Source organism: Paenibacillus sp. BAC0078, assembly GCF_054483875.1.
On the sequence record NZ_JBTLRW010000033.1, the window covers coordinates 20,950 to 42,294 of the forward strand.

The window sequence follows — 21,345 nt, forward strand, 5'->3', positions numbered from 1 at the left end:
TGCGGCAAAAATAAAGAACCTTCAAGCCCACCGGATAACGTTGAGCAGAAGGTTCTTTTTATTGTGATAGGGTTATACTCAGCCTCCCATTGATGTAATCATGGAGTTAAGCATAGGTCTGTAGCGGGCATTGGTTGCGGCTGCTTCAGCCTGAATGGCGTCATAATGCTTAATCGTTCCCATACCGTCATGCCGCCGGTACGCGGTTAAGGACTGGTTCAGCAGAATTGGCGGATACCCGTTCAGAATGGCACGGAACCACAGGTCATAGTCATGAGTGTAGGGCAGCCTTTCGTCAAACAGTCCGATAGCGCCGAACAATTCCCGTTTGATCATCACCGTACAGCCGTTAATCGGATTGCCATACAAAAAACTGCGCATGTATTCAAGATGACTAGGAAATGCCGAAGCCGCATTCATCTCGGTCAATTGCGAATTTCCGTTAACATAATTGAAATTGGTATGAGTGATCAGCAGCCGGTTCTGCTCCATGAACAGCACCTGGTTGTTGATCTTGTCGTGATAGAACATATCATCTGAGCTCAGCCAGGCCACATAATCACCCGTTGAATGCATGATGCCGTGGTTCAGTGCGGAGGCGGTACCACCGTTGCTTTTGCCCAGATAGTTGATTCGCTCCAGATATGGCGTAATCCGCTCTGTATGCATGGTGGAGCCGTCATCAACCACGACGATTTCACAAGGCTGCCAGGATTGGGCCAAGGCGCTTTGCAGCGCCTGTTCAATATATGGACAATTGTAAAAAGGAATAATTATCGACACTTTCGGCTTCATAAAAAACCTCCTTTGCTGCTAGCCCGGTAATACTCCATGATATCCGCGAGAGAACGGGGCAGCCCGATTTGCGGACTCCAGCCGAGGCTTCCGGCATTGTCTTCACAGGATGAACAGGATGAGGATAATCCTCCATTAGTAGCAGATGATGCCGGCTGTGTTCCTGGAACGGCAGCTGCCTTGCTGGCGGCTGTCTGTTGTGCTGCGCTCTCTGGTCCCCAGTCTATTTCCACCGGAACCGCTGCATGAACCAGCAGTTGTTCCGCAATCTCTCCTAACCCCCGCTGTGTTCCGGAATCAATCCGGTACACCCTTCCTGTCTCTCCTGTACGCAGAATGCAGTCATACGCTCTAACCGCATCGCGCACATCCAGGAAATCACGCAGGGCGTAACGCGAGGAGAGCTTGAAGGGCGGCTGAGCCAGAGAAGCGCCTGCCGCAGCTTCACTCCGTACAATATGCTGCGCAAGCAAGGAGCAAAACCCGGTGGATGGGCCGGGGCCGATCAGATTGCAGGGCTCCGCCAGCAGCACGGGCTGCTTGAACAATGTGCCCCAGGCTAGTGATACCAGCTCTTCAAGGGTTTTGCTTAGACTGTAGGGGTGAGGCGGCCCTGCTGAAAAACCCGGACGGAACTTGAGCCGGGAGCCGGCCACCAGAATACGGCGGGCCGGCTGGCTGCGCAGTGCATCAAGCAAATACAGTGTAGCCATAACATTCGTCTCCATATAGAGCAGAGGGTCCCGCCAGGATTCCGGCACCGAATTTTTGCCGGCCAGGTGCAGCACTTCATCCGGCTGGACCTCTTCAATCATCGACCTGACCGCCTCGCGGTCGCTCAAATCACATACCTGCTGCCTCACACCATTTGGAAAAACGGCTGAGTCCACCACCGGATGGCGAACCACGGCAGTTACTTCAGCTCCTGCCTCCCTGAAGTAAGCCACGGCATGCCTTCCGGTAAATCCGGCGGCCCCGGTAATGAGCACTCTCCGGGCCGTCATGTGTGCATTCCCGGCTGGTTCATCCAGGCCGCAAGCTCCGCCAGCATGACAGGATATGAAGGAAGCTGCACATGTACATCTGTTCTAGTGCTGATCAGCGTGCGATCCTGAATATGCGTTGCCTCGGGAATGATTTCTACATCTCCTTTTTCAAACGCAGCCTGCATGTGAAGAAGCAGCTCATATTTGCTGAGCGGCTCCGGATGAGCCAGATGAATCAGGCCGGAGACCTCCGAATCCAGCAGGGAATCCACGGCTTTAGCCAGCTCCAGAGTGGTCACACCATTCCACATGACCCGCTGATAGCCGGATACCGGACCCTTTTGCGAGAGAAACCATTCCATCAAGCCGATGCCGCCGGAGCGGATTTCCGGCCCGATAATGGAGGTGCGGATGGTCAAATGTCCAGGCTCCCGCACCTCTCCAAGACTTTTGGTTATGGCATAAACGGAGGTGCCGTCAGGCGTATCGTTTTCGGTGTAACCGCCGCGCGTTCCTTCGAACACGCAGTCGGTGCTGATGTGGATAAGCCGGGCGTGAACACTATCCGCGGCGCGCCGCAGGCGATGAGGCAGAAACCCGTTAACATGGTATGCGCCTATTTTATCGCGTTCGGCAAATTGATTAAGCACGCCAAGCGCATTGATGATGCAATGGGGAGAGACGATTTCGACCAGTTTTTCTACTCCGGTGATATCGTCAGCATCGATATACAGCCCGCCAAGATCCCTCTTATCCCGGGTTGTATGGAAGACGTGATGCTTGCCCTGGCGGCGGAAATAATCCGCCAGCATATGACCCGCCATACCGTTTCCGCCGAGGATAAGCAGCTTCATTGTAGGAACCCTCCCCGGATCAGGATGTTCTTGATCTCCTCCTGGTCCATCAGGTTATTCTCCGAGCTGAAGCTGCTGAAGGATACATGCGGATACACGCTGTAATGGGCTTTCAGCCCCGGCATATCCAGCGTAGGGAGAATGACCAGGTACTGCTCATCATAGACGACCGTTGTCTGGCTCTCGAAATCGCTCATTAGGATTTCATGGATTTTTTCCCCGGGACGGATGCCTGCTTCGATGATGCTCACATCCGTTTTACCGGAAGCCTTAATCAGCACCTCTGCCAGATCCACTATCCGGCAGGTCGGCATGGTCATCACAAAAATCTCCCCGCCAATGCTCACCTCAGTAGCTTTGAATAGCAAGGTAATTGCATCGCGCAGGGTGAAGAAGAACCGGGTCATTTTCATATCGGTAATGCGCACCTGTCCCTTGTCCTTGATCTGCTTCATGAACAGATGGACCACACTGCCGTTTGTACCCAGCACATTGCCGCCGCGTACAGTTACAAACTGAGTCTGCGAGCCAAGCAGGTTAGCATAGACGAACAGCTTCTCGCCTATTGCCTTAGTCATACCGTAGAAGTTGGACGGGTTAGCGGCTTTATCCGTGGAGATGTAAATCGCTTTTTCCACATTGTTCGCAATAGCGGCTTCAATGACATTCTGTGTGCCAACTACATTCGTCTTAAGCGCTTCATATGGCTGGTCTTCGCAGACTGGAACATGCTTGAGCGCCGCCAGATGAAAGATATAATCAACACCCCGGCAGGCTGCCGTGAGAGCGTCTTTGTCCCGGATGTCGCCGATGGTGAAGCTGAGACGGGAATCTTCATATTCGCGGCTCATCGCCACTTGTGCAGACTCGCTGCGGGAGAAAATCACAATTTCTTTCGGATTCTGAGGCAAAAGCTGCCGGATGAGTTCATGCCCCCAGGAACCGGTTCCGCCTGTGACAAAAATCCTTTTATTATTGAACATGCAGGTTCCCTCCAAGCAGAAATTTGACTACCTTAACTGAGACATCCGGGGTCAAATAACCCTCCGGCGCCTCCCATTTCGGGCTCAGTGACGTCATAAGACGGGTGCAGCGCAAAATGCTGTCCCGCTCCACCCCTGACACTACATTGCTGCCGCAATCAACGGTTTCCGGCCGTTCTGTGGTTCTGCGGATCGTTACGGTCGGCACACCCATCAGGCAGCATTCCTCCTGAACGGTTCCGCTGTCGGTGATCGCGCACAGGGCATACCGCTCCAAATGGACAAAATCGAAAAATCCGAAGGGCTCATGAAATTCCACCAGCGGATTCATTACCAGCTCATCTTGACCGGTAAGCTTCGAGCGGGTACGCGGATGGATGCTGCAGATCAGGCGGAGGCCAAAGTGCTCAGCCACCAGGTTCAGTCCTGACATAATCTGCAGCAAGGACCCGGGATCATCCACATTCTCCGCCCGGTGGGCGGTGACCAGAAAATATTCGCCTGCCGTCAGATTCAGCCGGGTCATAATTTCGCTGCTTCCTATCTGCTGTTCATAATGTGTGATGACCTCATGGATCGGATTGCCTGTTAATACAATGCGCTGGCTGGGAAAACCTTCGCTGAGCAGATGTCTTTTACTCTGCTGCGTATAGGGCATATTAATGGTGGAGACGGCATCTATGACACGGCGGTTTTTCTCCTCAGGCACTTTCAAATCATAGCAGCGGTTGCCCGCTTCCATATGCACTACAGGAATGCCCATCCGCTCAGCGAGAATTGCGCAGAGTGCGCTGTTCGTATCACCGAGGAGCAAAATCCGGTCCGGCTGCTCCTTCACCAGGATGCTCTCCAGGCTGCCGAACATCGCGGCGAGCTGCCCACCCAGTCCCGCCTGCTTATCCTGCAGCACATAATCCGGTGCCCGCAGACCCATCTCCGCGAAGAAGATTCCGCTGAGACTGGCGGTGAAGTTCTGTCCAGTATGCACCAATACATGCTGCTCGGCATGCTCATCGAGCAGCTGGATAATAACACTAAGCCGGATGATCTCGGGCCGTGTGCCCAAAATCGTCATGATCTTCATGGGTTCACTCCCTTTTGATTAGCAGTAATTCTGCCGCTGGGTGACATGTGAAGCCGCATTTTGCGGCGATATTAACGGCAGATTTGCCGTTGTTAGCTGCGCGTGGAGCAGGTGCGGCGATATTAACGGCAGATTTGCCGTTGTTAGCTGCGATCGGCTCGGGTGCGGCGGATTTAACGGCAGATTTGCCGTTGTTAGCTGCGCTTAGCGCGGGTGCGGCGGTTATAACGGCAGATTTGCCGTTGTTAGCTACGCTTAGCGCGGGTGCGGCGATATTAACGGCAGATTTGCCGTTATTGGCTGCGCGTGGAGCAGGTGCGGCGGTTATAACGGCAGAATTGCCGTTGTTAGCTGCGATCGGCTCGGGTGCGGCGGTACACAGCCGCACCTGTCCCGGCCAGCGGTTTCCCCGCTGGCCTCAGGCCACTTTGCGCCGCCGCTTCGCCGGGCGGCGCGCGCGGTGGCCTGCGCGGCGCTGCTTCGCGCCGCGGCTCTTCCGGCGCGCGGCTGGCGCTGCGCGCCGTTTGCGTTCCGGGCGCGAGCGCCTACGCGCCCGGGATTTGGCGCGGCGCAGCCTGCCGCGCCGGAGCTTGCCGCGACGCAGCCGGACGCTGCTGCGCGCAAGGCCCTTGCGCCGCGGCGGCGATTGCGCCGCGGCGGGTATGCCGCTGTCCGAAGCTTCGGCAGCGGGCAGTTCTGGTGCGCCGACAACTTCCGGCGGCGGCGCAAGGCAATAGCGGAGATGCCACCTCTCCGCAAGCCCCAGCAGGCGGGCACGGTAGGCTGCCGGCCCATAGACGGCCTCGACGCGTTCCCGCGCCTGACTGCCGATCGCTGCCGCCAGCCCAGGCGCAGCCAGCAGGCTGTTCACCCGTTCGGCCAAGCCTTTGAAGTCCGCCACAGAAACAAGCTGCTCGCTGCAGCCTACAGCCAACAGAATTTCCTGCAGCCCGCCGGAATCATAAGCGACCACCGGCTTTCCGAATACCATTCCTTCCAGCGCAGTCATGCCGAAGCCCTCGCGGATCAGGCTGGGGACAACCAGCACATCCAGCGCGCAATAAACCTCGGAGAGACGTTCCTCATAACCGACAAACTTGAAGTGGGAGGTCAATCCTTCCAGCTTCACCTTGCGTACACAACGGTCATAGTAGCTTTTATCTCCGGGTGTACCGACAACAATATATTTGGCTTTCGGATGCTGCGCAGATACAAGGACGGCCATCTTGACGAAATGCTCCAAGCCCTTTTCCTTATTAATGAAGGAAGACACATAACCGACCAGCGGCTCCTCCGGTGCCACCTTCAATTCACGCCGCCGCTCGCCCCGCAGCTTGCTCCAAGCCTCAAACATGATCTCTGTGTCATTCCAGGACGGCGGAAGCTGAGTCACCTTGCCCTCTCGGATATCCTCGGGAAAACATGCCGCCGCCGTATGTGAAATAGCCAGGATTTCATCACTGTTCTTATGAATCAGCTCCACACTGATCGAAGTGTAATCATTATCCGTTATCGTCTCTGAAATCTTCCATACCACCGGAATACCCAGCGATTTCGCCGCGAGCGCCGGCAAAACATGAACACAAGTACTGGTAATGACAAAAGCCGGACGCAGTGCAGCAAGCCAGTCTCTCAGCTCGTGATACTCCCGGCTGTCCTGGAGTTTGCGGATATCCGCTTCCAGTCCGGCATATGGTGTGTAAATTCCATAGACCAGAGGAATTGGCAGCAGCTGCACATTCAGACCGTAATTACGTGCCTGACGTGTCAGCTTGCCTTCTTGGGGCGCTACTAGAATGCAGTTAAAGTAGAGGGAGAGCTCCCGGCTGAAGAACAGCAGCAGCTTCTCGGCACCCGTAATACTGCGTGTATTGGATACATGGGAAAAGAGTACGATTGTCGCTTTGTCGGCCATGGTGTTTCGGCGCTCCCTGGCAGGTATGGAGCCGCCATTCACCTCCTAAAAGTTTTACGGAGCAACGCTTCCTGACTCTCTTCATAATAAAACTCACTTCGTAAGCATTCGCTTTACTGCTTGCAGGCGAGTGCCGGAGCCCGGTACTCCAGTATATTGAGGGGGAACAGATGCAGGCACGACACCTGTCCCCTGATATGCGCACATTTTCACTTTGTCTGCGCCCCGCTCCGTTACAGTCAGCCATAAATGACAGTTAACAACTGATGCAGGCGTTTGGTGTATGTGTGATCGCTCAGCGTACGCTCAAAGGCACGTAGTGCCATTTCCCGGCGTTCTTCTTCATGGGTCAGGTAATAACGGATTTTTTCCATCATTTCCTGTGGGGTTGTGAAGGTGTCGATTTCTTCTCCTACCTTGTAAAATGAGCCCAGATCATCTCTGGCATCGCTAAGCTGCAGCGTTCCGCTGGCTGCGATCTCAAAGGTGCGGGGATTCGGCGAAGCTGCAGGAATGAACAGCTTATTATTATTGTCCACCTCGTCAACGTGGGAACGGTGGAGGTTAATGACGATCTTGGAGCCGCTATAGGTGAGCGCCGTTTCCTGCGGTGACATCCATTTGCCAATCTCGATGCGCTCCCCATAAAGCGGCGCCTCAGGCAGACGGTCCCACCAAATGCCGTTGATAATCGTGTTGTAGCTCATCAGCTCAGGCATGATGTCACGGAAGAAGCTGATCCGGTTCCAATAAGCGGAGCCGATGAAGCTGATGTCCCGGCTCACCGGCGAACGTCCTGTCGTCGGACGATAGTGCTCCCTGTGGGCGGCGAAGGGCAGATAGTGCACCTCTTTGCAGCCAAGGCTACGGTAGACTTCCACACAATTAAGCTCCAGTGTGAATACATAGTCGTAATGCGCTACAATTCTCATCGTGAAATCCGTGTAATAGGGATCATCCGTCAGCCAGATCGCTGTCTTGATGCCCTTGCCGCGCAGCGAAGCAATTTGCTCCAGCGGCAAATCCATCCCATCCAGCACCAGCACCAGATCGGGTCGCTGCGCTTCGGCAAGCTCCACCAGATTCTTCCGCACATCGGTGATCGTGACCTGAGCAGTTAATCTCTGCAGCGAATTGAGAACCGCATCATCCAGCGGTGAATAAGGGTACCCTTTTCCAGAAGCGACGTACATAACGTGGATGTTGCGGACAGGAATCGGCTCCTCCGGCCGGCCGTCCAGAATAGCGAGTCTTCCCCGCAGATAGCCTTCATCGTACCCGATCTTAAAACCGCTCAGCCGTCCGCGCAGCTTCTCTTCTTCGGCAGGCGTCTGTAGAAAGGGCGGTGCAGGCATAATAAAATCATTGTTCATGAGTATTCGCTCCTTTGATCCAAATTGGATTTCACGCTTGTGCAGTAAGAACATCCAGCAAATGAGGCAGACGCGCTGTAAACGTATGATGGCGAAGTGTCGTCTGCAGCCCCTGAAGGGCAAGCTGCCGGCGCTCCTTCTCATGCTTCAGATAGTGATCAATCTTGAGCTTCAGCTCATCAGCATTGGAGAAAATATCCAAATCCTTACCCGGACGATAGTGGTTGCCCAGATCGTCACGGACATCTGTCAGCTGCAGCGTCCCGCAGGCGCTGATTTCATAGGTCCGGGGATTAATCGAACGTGAGGGGAGCTGATAGCTGTTCCGGTTGTCCTGCCCGCCCTCCCACGGACGGTGAATGTTAATGACCAGCTTTGCCCCGCTGTAATAATTCGCCGTTTCCTCCGGCGGGATAAAGCCGTCTTTAATAAAAGGCGACAGCTCTTCAAAAGTAGTCAGACGTTCCCAGAAGCCGCCGGCAATCAGCACCTTCTTACCGTGAAGAAACGGGGCCAGCTCGTCAAACAGCTCTGTCCGATTGCGGAAAGCATTGCCGATAAAGACAAGATCGTATTGATATTGCGGACCGGTGCGACGCGGATAGAACATTTGCGGATTGACACACAGTGGAAGGTAATGAACAGAATTCACTCCCAGCGACCGGTAGAAGTCCACACAGCCCAGTTCATGCGTAAATACATGGTCGTAATGGTGGCAAATAACCGAAGTATCCTTCGTAAAATAAGGATCATCTACAAACCAGATCGCCGTAGTAATACCCAATTTTCGTATTTCCGCAATCTGCTCCAGATGATTCTCGGGGAACACATGCAGCCCGTTCATTACAAGCACAGCCCCCGGCATCTCATGAGCCGCCATCTCCAGCATGGTCTCCGGCGAGCCGATCAGAAGCTCGCTTACAAGCTGCCGCAAGGCTTCTGTTACTCCTGTATCAATGGCTTGAAAGCCCTGGGGGATATACATCAGCTTAAGCGGCCGGCACGCTCCCGCTACCGGCGGATTCAGGCGCATCACAGCTTCACACAAGCCGAGGCGGTAACCTTCCTCGTAACCGTCGAGATAATCCTGCGGACGCGGTTTTCTCTTTTTTGCTTTCACGGCTTTCACCCTGCCCTGTCATATTCTCAAGACAATATAACTATATGCGGAGTCAGCATCCGCCTCATGGACATATGTCTGTATCCTGCCGAAATTGGCAGATGCCCCCTGTCTATCACCCGACTCGCCCGAACCTTTGCAGATTTTATCCACGCAGGATAAACTTATAGAAGCTGTCCATGAGTCTATTAGAAGATTGGGAGAGTGAGATAATGTACGCGATGGACAACGCCATGCTGTATATCCGCCAAGCGGAGCTGCTCCGCGAACGGGTTCCTTCCTTTCAGAGCTACCCGTTTGATCTGCCGGTAATCCGCAGCTTTGAACGGCTTGCTTTTCAGAACCGGGTTACCTTTCTTGTCGGTGAGAACGGGACGGGGAAATCTACGCTGCTGGAAGGCATTGCTGCAGCCTGGGGCTTCAACCCGGAAGGTGGGACGCTGAATTTCTCATTCAATACCCGTTCCTCGCACTCCAGCCTGCATGAGTACCTGCGGCTTGTTAAAGGAGTGAGACGACCGAGGGACGGCTTCTTTCTGCGCGCGGAGAGCTACTATAATGTGGCATCCTATATTGATCAGTTGGATGAGGAGCCAGGGGGAGGCATGATTAAAAATTCCTACGGGGGCAAGTCACTGCATGAGCAGTCACACGGGGAATCGTTCTTCGCCGCCTTTGTCCACCGCTTTGGCGGACAAGGCCTCTATATTCTCGACGAGCCGGAAGCGGCGCTCTCTCCGCTGCGGCAAATGTCGCTGCTGGTACGGATGCACGAGCTGGTGGAGCAGCATTCGCAGTTCATCATCGCCACCCACTCGCCGATTCTGATGTCCTACCCCGGCGCTGACATTTACCTGCTGGATAGCGGAGGCATCCGGCCCGCTTTGCTGGAAGAAACAGAACACTACACAGTCACCAAAGCTTTTATGAATGACCGCCAGGGGATGCTGCGTGAGCTGCTGGGGGATGACTGAAAGAAACAAAAAAAGACACTTGCACGGTTACATAGCTTCCGTATAAGTGTCTTTGAGTGTATTTTTATTTCGTAAAGAATTTTATAACCTTAATGATCCTATGCACAAGCCAGCCGAACATCGTCACAGCCATCATATCAAAGCAGACATTGAACAGAAACAAATGCTTCCCGATATCAGCCCGGCCATCCCCGAGAATCGGGACCAGGAAGGAGAAGAGGCCAATCAGGCCGAGCAGCATCAGCAGCTCTGCGGCAATCCGTTCGCTCCGCCTCCGGCTGTGGAAATGCTCATGCAGCACCCCTGCGTAATAGACGAGATAGAAGATTAAGAGGAAGCCGAGCGTATGCGGCAAGTAATCTTTTTTCAGTTGGCTCCAGAGATTGTAGGTATAGGATAACGCCCCTGCGGGCTTGCCCTCGGATTTCTCATAGTTCCCCAGATAATAGGGACGGATGTCCATACTGTTGCTGGCGGCATATTTCATGCCCTCCAGAAGACGCGAGGGATGCTTGATATAGAAGAAAAGCACATCCTTATGGGATACCCTGTCATAGAAATCCGCCTGGAGCGAAGGATCATCCTGCTTAATGGCGGTGTCCGTCTGAAAATAGTTCGTTCCCGCCAGCACCTCCAGCCTCTGCGGAAGCCCCAGCTCACGCAAATCCCCCTGCACATCCGGCGACTCGTTCAATATCCCGTAGAAAACTGTCTGATAGAGATTGATATGCTTCAGCTCTTTAGGAGCAGCGACGTACATAATGACAGATACAAGGGACACCGCCACTGCGAACCGCAGAGCCAGCTTCCGCCAGTTGCCCATCCCATCCAGGGTCATCAGCCGCAGGAAGATCAGCGAGAAGGCGAGGCCCACCGGCGCATTCTGAATTTTGGAGCAGATTAGAAACAGCACGGCGATGAAGAACAGCGTCAGACCTTTGGTGGTCGGCCGTTCCTGCATAGCCAGTCTTAGCCCCAGCGCAAAGGTCAGCAGCATGGCCACCATCGACACCGGTTCACCGAACAGTGAATTGAAGTAAGCCAAATAGCCGATGTCATAAAATACGACCAGCATTGCCGCGCCCAGCAGCAGTCCCGCAATCCAGGAGCCCCGTGCGCCCGTCTTGACGATCAGCCAGGAAGCCGCCAGCAGCAGCAGGGCATACACCGCCGCCAGCAGACGGATATCAAAATAGCTGCCATGCACTAGCCCCGCCAGCAGCCTCGGCACCAGCACCAGCAAAATTTGCGAGGATGGATAAAAGCCCTTGAACAAATTCTCATAGGAGAATCTTGCATGGCTGAAGCTGAAGAAGCGGTCGGCATAGCTTTCAGCGGCATCATAGTAATTCAGCCCGACCGTATTCATCATCCGCAAAAAATCGCCGTTGTCGGCAACACCGACAAACGGCTGCAGAAACAGCAGATAAATGATCAGCCCGCAGCCGCCCAGCACAGCGAGATTTTCCGCCTTGAATAATCGTTTCATAGTACCTCCCTACCGCTGCGGAAGCAGCTTCACATATTCATCCGACAAACTCATCAGCTTCAGCACATAGTCATAGTCACTCTGGTATTTGCTGAAATCAGTGACCGGCTGGAGCGTGTCCAGCGACACCGCTTCGCCGTCCTCGAAGCCTTTCCCCGGCACGAACATAATCTCATCATTAAAAAAGGTTCCTGTCGGCGAATAATACCGCATGCCAACCACGTTGCGGTCAATGTTCAGCAGATCATGGCCAAAGGCCGTGAACCCTTCCTGCTTCAGCGACACACCCAGCAGATTGGCAAGGGTCGGCAGAATATCCAGTTGCCCCCCGGTCCGGTCCAAAACCTGCCCGGCTGACATCCCTGGCACATGCACAATCAGCGGAATATTGAAGCGGCTGACCCGCGAATCATAAGGGATTCCAAGCGCATCCTGCACCTGCTCCGGCGGCACATCCTGCGGCTGGAGGCCGAAGTGGTCACCGTACAGCACCAGCACAGTATTGTCCCAGAGCCCGTTCTGCTTCAGCCCTTCAATCAGCGTGCCGATGGCATAATCCGTGTAATTGATGGCTGTCAGATAATCACCAAGCATTGTATTCTTCAGCTTCTCCGGCAAGGTGATTCTTTTGAAGGCATCCGGGATTTTGAACGGATGATGGCTCGAAGCCGTTACCAGTTGCGCATAGAAGGGGGTTCCTTTCTTCTTCAGCTCTGTCAGCTTCTCTACAGCAGTGATGTAGAGCTGCTCGTCGGAAGCGCCAAAGGAATTGAAGTGGTCATTATGGAAATAGCTCTTGTCATAATAACCTGTGAAGCCCAGTGCCGGATACAGCTCATTGCGGTTCCAGAAGCCGACCTTGTTCACATGAAAGGTGTAGGCTTCATACCCTTTAGTCTCCAGCAGACGCGGCAGGCTCGGCAGCACCCGGTCCCCGAAGCCCGTTGACATCGCCAGCGAGGCGATCGGATAAATGGAGGTATTACTCATAAACTCGGCATCCGAGGTATTGCCCGCGCCAATCTGCTGATAGACATGCGGGAAATAAAAGCCTTCCCCGGCCAGTTTGTTCAGCACCGGCGTCAGCTCCTGCCCCTCCAGCGACTGATGCAGCGGAAAGTTCTGAAAGGCCTCCATCTGAATCACAATTACATTTTTGCCCTTTTGCGAACCAAAGTAATCCGGCACGGTCCCCGCAGGCTTGCTGCTGTAAGAATAAGAAGCCTCAAGAGTGTCAACCTTGGCAATGGTTTCCTTGATGTCTCCGGTGCCGATGAGGCCATTATCCTCCTGCGCTTTAATAGCCGCGAACACCTCATAGTTCAGGAACCCGGCACTCTCGGCCTGCACCAGCTCATTCGTAATGCCGCGTGCTGCGTGAATAGAGTAAGCAGACAGCGAGCCGCCACCAACAATCGCAGCCAGAATGACGATCCACTGGACGCGCCGCGCTCCCGGCGAGACATGGCGCCGCAAGGGCAGCGCCGGCCCTCTTTTCCATCTGCGAAATAGACTGTAAGCAATCATGACCACAAGATCCGCGAAAAACAGATAATCAATACTCTGAATGGTCGATTCTACACTCTCTTTCACCTGAAACACCTGATGAAGCTCATAGAAAGCCAGATACGTCGGCACCGAGCCAAAATGATTGAAATAGACACTGGACGCAAACAGAATCAGCGATAATAAGCCGTTGAAGCTCCAGTAGACCGCAGTCTTCATCCTCGCAGGAATCACAAATGCTAGAATCCCCATCAGCAGCAGCACAGGAGCCAGATCCGCCGCGATCCATTCCCAGGCAATCCGTTCAAAAAACAGCCCTCTCAGCAGCAGCAGCTTCAGCCAGATCAGCCCTGCTACAATATAGAAATGTGCCCCCACCCGCACATGCTTACGCTCATTCATTGCTTCCCCTCTTAACTTGTATATTAATTTTGTAAAGCCAGTTCTCTTTTTCTGTAAAATATCACATTTAACTAGTATAGCAAATGAATCCTGAATCACAAGTCTTAACTGCTTCGCATATTGGGTCTAGTCGTAACTACGGGGAATGTTTGGACTTCCGGCCGCTGCCCGCCTGCAGATTTCTTGATTTATACCGCTCTTCGCGGTGGAAATCCGCAGACTGCTTATGCTTACGATGCCAGCTTTCCTACGGAAAGCTCTCAGGCGGTCGCTACCGCTCCTCCAGTTCCAAACTTCCCCTTCGTCACTTCTGCCCTTTTTATGTTTTCTTTAGTTCAACTGATCATTAAAAAAAGACGCGGCCGATTGTTGGCCTGCGTCTCTGATTCTCTTATTTATGGCAGGATCAGGGGGCTTGGATAAGCCCTACACTGTACACCTCTCCTTTAAGATTATAGGATACCTTGATTGCGGGAGCTGTCCCCTTGCTCATGTAAGTAACAATTCCCGGCGTTTTTTTATTTTTAACAAGCGTGTACTCCTGAAGACGAACTCCGAATACTTCATTGACTACAGCCGCTGCAGCGCTCGAAAACTGGGCATTATCCATATCCAGCACCCTCCTCTGCACGCTGTGCGGCATCGTCAGACTTCGGGATGAACAGGGCCATGTCGGACAGCTCTTTTACCGAATGTGTGGCATAATCCAGCGAGCATTTTATCATTTCACACTGCTTTAATGAACTTAGCCGGGTTGCCGCCTACGACCACACTTGTTCCTCTCTTATATGATTTCTCTCCGTTTGGATAGATAGAAATATAAAAACAAACCGCTGACCGCACTTAACGCCGCACATAAGCCTATAATTCCGTATCCTGCCTGAAGCCCGCGAAGCAGCCCTACCTGTGTATCTGCACCGAACAGCCTTTTGACCGCTTCGATAACCCCGCCGACTACATAATTACCGATCACACTGCCTAATCCCATCAACGTAACTGTAACAGTAATTGCTGTATCGCTTTCCTTGGGATATCTTCGGGCAATAAGCGCCATAACCGTCGGATAGATCATGGCAATACCTGCGCCGGAAGCGGCAAACAGAAAGGCCAAGCCTTCTCCGCCCAAGATCGCCACAAACGTGCAGACGGCCGAAAAGCCTGAAAATATAATCAACGATAATGTAAAACCAATTTTATCCGTTAACGGACCCAGCAGCAGCCGTGCAAGCGCGAAGCATAAGAAAAAGGCGGACAGCATCCCCGAAGCCGTAATCGTGTCCCAACTGTACGCTTTTTCCAGAAAGTTCACAAGCCATCCGCCCACAGCCAGCTCCGATGTAACGCCAAAGGAGAGAATAAGCACCATTAGCCATAGCACCGGGTCCTTCAGCAAGCTTTTAAAAGAGATGCGCTCCTCATGCTGAACGTTATCCCCTGGAAAAGTACTGAACATCGCAAAAAGTATCGGCACCACGGACAATAAAAGCATAATCAGATACATTCCGCGCCAGTCCAGCGTATGTCCGTTGATTGTGACCTTCATCAGCCCTGTCGCTATCAGCGGGGCAACCGTGGAGCTAAGCCCGTAGAAGCCGTGGGATAAATTCATCATCGTTCCTGTGTTTTTCACAAATATACGTGCGCCCAGCACGGCCAGGCCGATCTCCAGCATCCCGTTCCCAATGTACATCAGGAAATAAGAGGCTGAGAACAAAGGATAACTGTGCGAAAAGTAAATGAGTATGCCGGAAACAGCCATCGTGCCCAGAGCCGTGACCGTTACGGTCTTGATTCCCCATATTCTAGTTAAATACGCTGTAAAAGAACAAGCGATCAAATAACCAAGGGCGTTCAGGGACAATAATGTCCCGAGCTGCGATTCATTCAGCATAAAATCAAATTGAATGCGCGGGATCGCGGGCCCTTTGATATTTTCCGAAAATCCAAAAATAACGAATCCTAAAAAAATTGTAGCCAACTGCATGGCATAAGTTTTGTTGAACTTGCTATCACGCTTGCCCACTGTATTCCTTCTTCCTGATTATTGTCTTTTTTCAATGAAATTGCGATGGGGAGTTCAAGCCTTCCAAAGTCGTCATAATCACTCCCTTCATATATTCCCGGCGTGTATCGTTGTGAACGAAAAGCAGCGGCATATGCTCTTCCGGTATATTCTTTAGGCAGCCCTTATGAAAATCGTCAAGCTGCGCTTCCTGCGGTAGTTCCCCTGTAATCGCAATGGTGACCGGATTAATGACGGCAATCACAGAGGTTAGCACATGAACAGCCAGCCGGACAAAACCTTCAGCGGTATGAAGCTGCCACAGCTGCTCCTCACGGGAAATGCCGAAAGGCAAAAAGGATACTTCCCCGCCGAATTTCGTATTCCCTGACAATATTCGTCCATCCACGATAAATCCGGCACCTGGAAATTGGTTCTTAGGAAAGGTGACAACAGCAAATGTTTTTTCTTCTTCAAAATGCTGCAAATGATAAAAGCCGTAGACGGTCATGTTCATATCATTTTCTACCGTGACAGGCATTTCATATTTTTCTTCCAAATAAGGTCCTAACGCCTTGCCAACAAGATCAGGAACATCGCAAACCCCAATTACACCGCCGGAGACGACACCGGGTATTCCAATGCCTAGCGCCATAACATGATTGCTCCCGCCTGCGAGCTGTCCGATGAGCTGATCAATGACCTCCATATCTACATGCTTCAGTTCCTCAAGCGTCTCCTCTTTAACGATGTCTCCAACCAGATTTACGATGCTGTAGTCAATGGAGTAAAGGTCTCCACTCGTCTTCACAAGCAAACAAATGGCTGAGCCAAAGTCAGCGTTGTACTTATATTTTTTGGCGGGCCTTCCTCCACTGGATTCATTCGCTCCCAGCTCTATCACTTCGCCGGTAGCAACAAGCTCATTCAATATTGTGTTACAAGTGGCTATGCTCAGGCTGGTTTGACTGGCAATCTCCGCTTTCGTTCCCGACTCCTGTGTCTTTAAAGCCTGCTTCACCAAACCAATATTCATTTGTTTAATTTGTAACGTACTGTATGTCACAGGATATATGCCCACATCCTTTTAAATTACTTTTTATAAGATTAATAATAAATGTACAACAGTGTGCCATTATCTTCAAGACAATGTTTTGGGGCATTGGAACAATGCCCCCACTGCCGAATCAGGAGAATTAACCAAGCGGGGTGTATGACAGCAGTCTTTTTATGGAACGGTTGGCTTCATGCAGTACAGTGTCCTTGTCCACCGTCTTCAGCAGCCCTTTGTCCATCAGGATTTCTCCGTCTACAATGGTTGTCTCCACATCGGCCCGGGTAGCGGAATAGACAATGCGGGAGATCGGGTCTACATCGAAGGAGGGGAAGGTGTGAAAATTGTAGAGATTGAGAATCGCCAGATCGGCCTTTTTGCCAATTTCAATGCTGCCAATCTGATCCTCCATACCTACCGCTCTGGCCCCGCCAATGGTTGCCATGCGGAAGACGCTTCTCGCATCCATCGTAGTCGGCCCATGCTGCGGCTTCTGGATAATGGCGGCCAGGCGCATTTCATTGAACATATCCAGGTTGTTGTTGCAGGGCGCACCGTCTGCCCCAAGGCTTAAGTGAATATGATCCTGCAGCATGCCCGGCGTGTCGGCAATACCCGAGGCCAGCTTCAGATTAGAGCCGGGGCAGTGGCTGACATGGACCCTGCGGTCGCGCAGAATCCGCCGCTCCTCCTCATCCAGCCATACACAGTGCGCCAGAATCAGGCGTTCATTCGCCAGCCCCAGATGATCCAGATAGACCACATTACGCATACCTGTCATCGCCTGAACAATCTCGATCTCCCCCAGGTTCTCCGAGGCATGAGTGTGTACCTTGACCCCGTACCGCTCTGACAGGTCACGTACCTCTCTCAGCAGCGGCTCGGTGCAGGAAATTACAAAACGCGGCGAGAACGCGTATTGAATCCGGCCGTTCCCGTAGCCGTTCCACTTCTCCAGCAGATCGACGCTCTCCTGCAGCGAAGCAGCCGTCTCCTCCTGCAGCGCCGCAGGCGCATCCGCATTCTTCTGATCCATCATCACCTTGCCGGACAAAGCCCGGATACCGCTCTTCGCAATAGCCTGAAAAGCAAAATCCGTATGGTTCACCGTCTCCATATCGACAATCGTTGTCGTGCCGCTGGAGATCAGCTCTCCAATTCCCAGCATAGCGGAATAGTAGAGCGATTCCTCATCATGCGCCGCTTCCAGCGGCCAGATCCGCTTGCGCAGCCAGTCCATCAGCTCAAGATCATCGCCTTTGCCCCGGAAGAGCGTCTGGCAAAGATGAATGTGGGTCTGTACGAAGCCGGGAATAACAGTGCGGCCCGTTGCATCTATTACCGTCTCCTCCCCCTGCGGGGCAAGACCGCTGCCGATCTCGGCAATCATGTTGCCCTTTATGCGGATATCTCCGTGGATGATTTCCTCCTGCTTGTTCATCGTGATAATCTCTGCGTTCTTGATCAGAATGTTCGCCATCTTCATCTTCCCCCTTGTCTTCTGCAGCCCTAGCCGCTTTTGTAACACAAAAAGGCCACAAAAATATGCCTTAAGCATATTTTCGTAGCCAGAAATTTACGGTTCCCGGTAGAGACCCTTAAACCAATTATTAAGGATATACGAAAAAAAGGATTATTCAATTGCCTGCTGAATAATCCCATCATAGAATAAAGACAACTTTATTGTCAACATAGGTTAGCAATAATGACATTAATATATTTTTTCATCCATTTCGATAATTTTATCGCAAATTCATTCGTTACATGTTATGTTTACTGACAAAAGCAATAAATAAACATGTATGTTGCTTGCCGATAGAATGCTTGTCCAATATTACGCTCCGGTTGTCAGCACTTTCTCAAATACAGGGAAGTTCGCTGTCCGCCCCGGAAAATCGACTTCGCCTCTGCGTTCATACCCAAGCGAAGGATACAGCGCCAGCGCTCTTATATTCTTGGCATAGGTATCCAGCCGGATGCTGCTGTAGCCGCCGCTGCGGGCAAATTCCTCGGCAAAAGCAACCAGCTTGCGGGCGATGCCCTTGCCCTGTACCTCCGGATGAACGGCCAGCCGGTGCATAATCAGATGCGGCCCTTGCTCCTGCGACCAGTGAATGGCTTCGTACTGCTCCGCCTGGTCCTCGTCCAGCACAATGATGGCGGATATGGCTGCCTGCTCTTCATAGACAAACAATGTACCCTTGTCCACATCCTGCGTGATGATCTCTCTGTTCGGGTAGCTGGCGTCCCATTGGTCGCTTCCGCCGTCCTGCATAACTTGGACACATCTGGCAATCAGCTCCATGATCTCCCCGATATCCGCTCTTCGCGCCTTGCGAATCTCATTCCCACTCATATCCATCCCTGCTTTCCTCTCGGCATCTGAACCAGTATAGACTCTGAAAGAAGTCTACCATATCCGGCAAGCAGAAACGATCCTTCATTGTCCTGCTTACAGAGGCGGCTTGTTTCATCCGCCTCCATAGAGCGCCTCTTCCTGTGACTCTGGACGCATCAGCCCAGCTCCAGCTTATGCCCGTCCTCGAAGCCCTTGGCGAAACCTGCGTCGAATCCCACGTTGTATGCTTCGGTGTAGCCCTGCTGAAAGGCGTCTCCCGGGGGCGTTTCCGGAGAGACGCCCAAGTCCGGGGGGAGCGGAACCACCTGCGGCGCGGGCGGCGCATCGACGGTTGTCACGGCCGGCACGACCTGCACCGGCGGCTGAACCACCTGAATTTTCTGGACAACAATCCGGCGGCGGATTCTTCTTTTTCTGCGTTGCAAAGGACTTCTCTTGGTCTTGCCTATCCGGGGTACAAGTCTTCTGCGTGATTTACGTCCAATGCCTTTGCGGACCCTCGCCTTCCGGGACAGCAGCAGTGTACGTCTGCGGATTCTGCCGCCTGAACGCGGCTTCCCAAGTTGTTTTCTCTTCATCGTTCTACTCCTCCTGTACTCCATGTACTCTGGAGGTTCCCGACTGCGCCGGCCTTGTTCAGCCAAGGCGCAGCAGGAATTCCCAGTTTGGGCTGATGCAGCGAAATACCGGATATCATCCGGCACATCGAGCTTTGATATTGGCTTAAGATTCGGATATTGTCGCTAAGCTTGCGGGCTGTCAGCTCCGATTGCCCTGTAATTTCCGCGATACTCTCCAAAATGTCCGCAAGTGCGGCTTGACTTCGGGCGATGGAGCGGATCAACTCCAGCTTGACGGCGTGTTCGGAGAGAAGCCCGCCGCTCATTTGCTGTCTTCTCCGAAGTCGAAGCCTTCGCTGGTCAAAGCGCCTAAACCTCCGCTCTCTTCTTCACCGCTGCCCAGCACTGCTTTTAGATTGCTGTACAACCCGTTTTCCAATTTGGTCAAACCCTCCACCAGCTCTACAACCACTTCGTGAATGGAGATAGATTGCTTCAACTGATCTTCATGGGAGTCGAACGCTCTAGGGTGGATATGGTGCTGGGTCCACTGCTTTACTTTTTCCGCTTCCACCGCTTTGGCTTCGAGAATCATCGCAATGTTCCACTGGATAGTAGCGGTCGACTCCAGCATTTGCAGATAAGCTTTTTCTCTGCTCATCTTTCGCCTCCTGCTCTCTTTAACGCTACTCCTCTTCCGGACCGTTTAATTCCTTGATGACTCTTCCTACCCCTTCAGCCATCGCCTCTTCCAGATCGGCAAGTGCGTTCAAGTATGCAATAATGTTCTTGTTCACCTGACCTGTGCTTTCCACCAGCTCGCTGAATCCGCCAAAATCCGGCTCTGCATCCGGCAGATCATGGACAATTTGCGACATACGGACGGCCACGTGGCGTTCGGCATCGAGAATCCGCGCCATCTGTTCGTGCGTATGGGCCATGTGCTGCAGGACCTTTGTTATTTTACTCTGCACCTTCATGTCTCCTTTGCTCAAACGCCCTGCTACAGCATATGCGGCTATAGCCTTGGCGGTGCGGGACTTTCCTGTAAGTTGCAGAGGTGCTCCCTTGGAATTTGTGATGCATAAATTTGGCGGTAATCAGGGAGCCGGCGGAGGATTTGACAGAGGGCAGAGCCCGGGATTATGCTGGGGATGGATTAGGATTTTTTTCCACGAAAAAGCTATAAACAGTGCTATTGGAACTGGAGGTATTCTATTGAAACTGGTAAGCAATCGCCTGGAGCTAAGGCCTTTAACACTCGCGGAGCTATCCTTGGCGGGCGTAAATTTCGCCGGACTGGAGCAGGGGTTCGGCCTGAAGCCCAGCGGAACTGTGCTGGATGATGAAATGCAATACGCCATGCAGGTTAGACACTCCAAGGTACTGCAGGACCCCTTGAACTATCCCTGGCTGACCAACTGGGCGGTTATTCAGCGGGAGGAGCAGCGTCTGATCGGCTTCGTCATTCTTAAGGGCCGCCCGAATGCGCAAGGCGAAGTCATCGTTGGATATGTAATAGACGAGAGCCACCGGAAGTTGGGCTACGCCACCGAGGCAGTGCGGCGCATTAGCGAGTGGATTTTCAGCGATCCCCAGGCCTTGTGGACCATCGCCGATACCGAAAAGGACAATACCGCCTCACACAAGGTCCTTGAGCACCTGGGAGCACAAAAGTACCGCGAGACTGAAGACCTTATCTGGTGGCGGATTGCCCGGCCGGAGCTGTAGGCGGCAAGGGGTGAGGAAGGACGCGGCAGCGGAGTTCACAATCAGAACCACCCGTCCAACGGGTGGTTTGCACTTGGGGTATAACCCCCTGTTGCCAAACTGCGCCTAAAGACGCTAGCCTGACAATAAATTGTTCAGGCTCAGTGTAATTTGTCCCT

General features: G+C 52.8%; 23 protein-coding genes and 1 riboswitch. Of the genes, 2 read left to right on the forward strand and 21 right to left on the reverse strand.

Annotated features, from left to right (window positions below):
* Positions 1-78: 78 nt before the first annotated feature.
* From ACX1DY_RS30395 to ACX1DY_RS30435, 9 genes are all read right to left on the reverse strand, one after another.
* On the reverse strand, positions 79-795 hold the full coding sequence (locus ACX1DY_RS30395; protein WP_458967849.1) for a glycosyltransferase: 717 nt from the start codon (positions 793-795) through the stop codon (positions 79-81).
* Positions 792-1,799, reverse strand: coding sequence for an NAD-dependent epimerase/dehydratase family protein (locus ACX1DY_RS30400; protein WP_458967850.1), 1,008 nt, complete (start codon positions 1,797-1,799; stop codon positions 792-794). The genes ACX1DY_RS30395 and ACX1DY_RS30400 overlap by 4 nt, the downstream gene beginning before the upstream one ends.
* Positions 1,796-2,635: a dTDP-4-dehydrorhamnose reductase family protein gene (locus ACX1DY_RS30405; protein ID WP_458967851.1), complete on the reverse strand. Its 840-nt coding sequence runs from the start codon at positions 2,633-2,635 to the stop codon at positions 1,796-1,798. Before ACX1DY_RS30405 ends, ACX1DY_RS30400 begins: the two co-directional genes overlap by 4 nt.
* On the reverse strand, positions 2,632-3,618 hold the full coding sequence (locus ACX1DY_RS30410; protein ID WP_458967852.1) for a polysaccharide biosynthesis protein: 987 nt from the start codon (positions 3,616-3,618) through the stop codon (positions 2,632-2,634). Before ACX1DY_RS30410 ends, ACX1DY_RS30405 begins: the two co-directional genes overlap by 4 nt.
* On the reverse strand, positions 3,608-4,702 hold the full coding sequence (wecB, locus tag ACX1DY_RS30415) for a non-hydrolyzing UDP-N-acetylglucosamine 2-epimerase (protein WP_458967853.1): 1,095 nt from the start codon (positions 4,700-4,702) through the stop codon (positions 3,608-3,610). The genes ACX1DY_RS30410 and wecB overlap by 11 nt, the downstream gene beginning before the upstream one ends.
* A gap of 4 nt (positions 4,703-4,706) precedes the next feature.
* Positions 4,707-5,090, reverse strand: coding sequence for a hypothetical protein (locus tag ACX1DY_RS30420; RefSeq protein WP_458967854.1), 384 nt, complete (start codon positions 5,088-5,090; stop codon positions 4,707-4,709).
* Between the two features lie 30 nt (positions 5,091-5,120).
* Complete coding sequence (locus tag ACX1DY_RS30425) at positions 5,121-6,617, reverse strand: glycosyltransferase family 4 protein (RefSeq protein ID WP_458967855.1); 1,497 nt, start codon at positions 6,615-6,617, stop codon at positions 5,121-5,123.
* Positions 6,618-6,856: 239 nt separating this feature from the next.
* Positions 6,857-7,990 carry a CgeB family protein gene (locus ACX1DY_RS30430; RefSeq protein WP_458967856.1) on the reverse strand — a complete coding sequence of 378 codons (1,134 nt, stop codon included), beginning with the start codon at positions 7,988-7,990 and terminating at the stop codon, positions 6,857-6,859.
* A gap of 31 nt (positions 7,991-8,021) precedes the next feature.
* Positions 8,022-9,119, reverse strand: coding sequence for a CgeB family protein (locus tag ACX1DY_RS30435; RefSeq protein WP_458967857.1), 1,098 nt, complete (start codon positions 9,117-9,119; stop codon positions 8,022-8,024).
* 203 nt (positions 9,120-9,322) lie between these two features.
* Here ACX1DY_RS30435 and ACX1DY_RS30440 point away from each other — a divergent pair, with 203 nt between their 5' ends.
* On the forward strand, positions 9,323-10,084 hold the full coding sequence (locus ACX1DY_RS30440) for an AAA family ATPase (protein ID WP_458967858.1): 762 nt from the start codon (positions 9,323-9,325) through the stop codon (positions 10,082-10,084).
* 64 nt (positions 10,085-10,148) lie between these two features.
* On the opposite strand, the gene wsfD is transcribed toward ACX1DY_RS30440, so the two are convergent.
* The 12 genes from wsfD to ACX1DY_RS30500 all read right to left on the reverse strand — a co-directional run bounded on the left by wsfD (position 10,149) and on the right by ACX1DY_RS30500 (position 20,430).
* A complete protein-coding gene (gene wsfD, locus ACX1DY_RS30445; RefSeq protein WP_458967859.1) occupies positions 10,149-11,573 on the reverse strand; it encodes a glycan biosynthesis hexose transferase WsfD in 1,425 nt (474 codons plus the stop codon).
* Positions 11,574-11,582: 9 nt separating this feature from the next.
* Positions 11,583-13,481, reverse strand: a complete 1,899-nt coding sequence (locus ACX1DY_RS30450; protein WP_458967860.1) for an LTA synthase family protein — start codon at positions 13,479-13,481, stop codon at positions 11,583-11,585.
* Positions 13,482-13,887: 406 nt separating this feature from the next.
* Positions 13,888-14,091, reverse strand: coding sequence for a hypothetical protein (locus ACX1DY_RS30455; RefSeq protein ID WP_458967861.1), 204 nt, complete (start codon positions 14,089-14,091; stop codon positions 13,888-13,890).
* The gene (locus ACX1DY_RS30460; protein ID WP_458967862.1) at positions 14,084-14,206 is read right to left on the reverse strand and encodes a hypothetical protein; all 123 of its coding nucleotides are present in this window, start codon (positions 14,204-14,206) and stop codon (positions 14,084-14,086) included. Before ACX1DY_RS30460 ends, ACX1DY_RS30455 begins: the two co-directional genes overlap by 8 nt.
* 59 nt (positions 14,207-14,265) lie before the next feature.
* Positions 14,266-15,465, reverse strand: a complete 1,200-nt coding sequence (locus tag ACX1DY_RS30465; RefSeq protein ID WP_458967872.1) for an MFS transporter — start codon at positions 15,463-15,465, stop codon at positions 14,266-14,268.
* Between the two features lie 70 nt (positions 15,466-15,535).
* Positions 15,536-16,549 carry an ROK family protein gene (locus ACX1DY_RS30470; protein WP_458967863.1) on the reverse strand — a complete coding sequence of 338 codons (1,014 nt, stop codon included), beginning with the start codon at positions 16,547-16,549 and terminating at the stop codon, positions 15,536-15,538.
* Positions 16,550-16,679: 130 nt separating this feature from the next.
* A complete protein-coding gene (locus ACX1DY_RS30475; protein ID WP_458967864.1) occupies positions 16,680-18,017 on the reverse strand; it encodes a 5'-deoxyadenosine deaminase in 1,338 nt (445 codons plus the stop codon).
* 65 nt (positions 18,018-18,082) lie between these two features.
* A riboswitch (purine riboswitch) is annotated at positions 18,083-18,181 on the reverse strand.
* A 190-nt stretch (positions 18,182-18,371) separates the two neighbouring features.
* Complete coding sequence (locus ACX1DY_RS30480; RefSeq protein WP_458967865.1) at positions 18,372-18,893, reverse strand: GNAT family N-acetyltransferase; 522 nt, start codon at positions 18,891-18,893, stop codon at positions 18,372-18,374.
* Between the two features lie 158 nt (positions 18,894-19,051).
* Positions 19,052-19,474 (reverse strand): hypothetical protein, encoded by a 423-nt coding sequence (locus tag ACX1DY_RS30485; RefSeq protein WP_458967866.1) that lies wholly within the window; start codon positions 19,472-19,474, stop codon positions 19,052-19,054.
* Positions 19,471-19,782 (reverse strand): hypothetical protein, encoded by a 312-nt coding sequence (locus ACX1DY_RS30490; protein WP_458967867.1) that lies wholly within the window; start codon positions 19,780-19,782, stop codon positions 19,471-19,473. The genes ACX1DY_RS30485 and ACX1DY_RS30490 overlap by 4 nt, the downstream gene beginning before the upstream one ends.
* The gene (locus ACX1DY_RS30495; protein WP_458967868.1) at positions 19,779-20,117 is read right to left on the reverse strand and encodes a restriction endonuclease subunit S; all 339 of its coding nucleotides are present in this window, start codon (positions 20,115-20,117) and stop codon (positions 19,779-19,781) included. The genes ACX1DY_RS30490 and ACX1DY_RS30495 overlap by 4 nt, the downstream gene beginning before the upstream one ends.
* Before the next feature lie 25 nt (positions 20,118-20,142).
* On the reverse strand, positions 20,143-20,430 hold the full coding sequence (locus tag ACX1DY_RS30500) for a hypothetical protein (protein WP_028530565.1): 288 nt from the start codon (positions 20,428-20,430) through the stop codon (positions 20,143-20,145).
* Between the two features lie 244 nt (positions 20,431-20,674).
* On the opposite strand from ACX1DY_RS30500, the gene ACX1DY_RS30505 reads away from it, so the two are divergent.
* Complete coding sequence (locus tag ACX1DY_RS30505; protein ID WP_458967869.1) at positions 20,675-21,187, forward strand: GNAT family N-acetyltransferase; 513 nt, start codon at positions 20,675-20,677, stop codon at positions 21,185-21,187.
* Positions 21,188-21,345 lie beyond the last annotated feature (158 nt).

Coding starts and splice junctions, on each gene's coding strand:
- wsfD (WP_458967859.1), bottom strand. CDS start 11,573: ATGAAACGATTATTCAAGGCGGAAAATCTCGCTGTGCTGGGCGGCTGC.
- ACX1DY_RS30480 (WP_458967865.1), bottom strand. CDS start 18,893: ATGAGTGGGAATGAGATTCGCAAGGCGCGAAGAGCGGATATCGGGGAG.
- ACX1DY_RS30430 (WP_458967856.1), bottom strand. CDS start 7,990: ATGAACAATGATTTTATTATGCCTGCACCGCCCTTTCTACAGACGCCT.
- ACX1DY_RS30400 (WP_458967850.1), bottom strand. CDS start 1,799: ATGACGGCCCGGAGAGTGCTCATTACCGGGGCCGCCGGATTTACCGGA.
- ACX1DY_RS30495 (WP_458967868.1), bottom strand. CDS start 20,117: ATGAGCAGAGAAAAAGCTTATCTGCAAATGCTGGAGTCGACCGCTACT.
- ACX1DY_RS30440 (WP_458967858.1), top strand. CDS start 9,323: ATGTACGCGATGGACAACGCCATGCTGTATATCCGCCAAGCGGAGCTG.
- ACX1DY_RS30405 (WP_458967851.1), bottom strand. CDS start 2,635: ATGAAGCTGCTTATCCTCGGCGGAAACGGTATGGCGGGTCATATGCTG.
- wecB (WP_458967853.1), bottom strand. CDS start 4,702: ATGAAGATCATGACGATTTTGGGCACACGGCCCGAGATCATCCGGCTT.
- ACX1DY_RS30450 (WP_458967860.1), bottom strand. CDS start 13,481: ATGAATGAGCGTAAGCATGTGCGGGTGGGGGCACATTTCTATATTGTA.
- ACX1DY_RS30395 (WP_458967849.1), bottom strand. CDS start 795: ATGAAGCCGAAAGTGTCGATAATTATTCCTTTTTACAATTGTCCATAT.
- ACX1DY_RS30475 (WP_458967864.1), bottom strand. CDS start 18,017: ATGGCGAACATTCTGATCAAGAACGCAGAGATTATCACGATGAACAAG.
- ACX1DY_RS30490 (WP_458967867.1), bottom strand. CDS start 19,782: ATGAGCGGCGGGCTTCTCTCCGAACACGCCGTCAAGCTGGAGTTGATC.
- ACX1DY_RS30465 (WP_458967872.1), bottom strand. CDS start 15,465: ATGCAGTTGGCTACAATTTTTTTAGGATTCGTTATTTTTGGATTTTCG.
- ACX1DY_RS30410 (WP_458967852.1), bottom strand. CDS start 3,618: ATGTTCAATAATAAAAGGATTTTTGTCACAGGCGGAACCGGTTCCTGG.
- ACX1DY_RS30425 (WP_458967855.1), bottom strand. CDS start 6,617: ATGGCCGACAAAGCGACAATCGTACTCTTTTCCCATGTATCCAATACA.
- ACX1DY_RS30485 (WP_458967866.1), bottom strand. CDS start 19,474: ATGAAGAGAAAACAACTTGGGAAGCCGCGTTCAGGCGGCAGAATCCGC.
- ACX1DY_RS30455 (WP_458967861.1), bottom strand. CDS start 14,091: ATGGATAATGCCCAGTTTTCGAGCGCTGCAGCGGCTGTAGTCAATGAA.
- ACX1DY_RS30460 (WP_458967862.1), bottom strand. CDS start 14,206: ATGATAAAATGCTCGCTGGATTATGCCACACATTCGGTAAAAGAGCTG.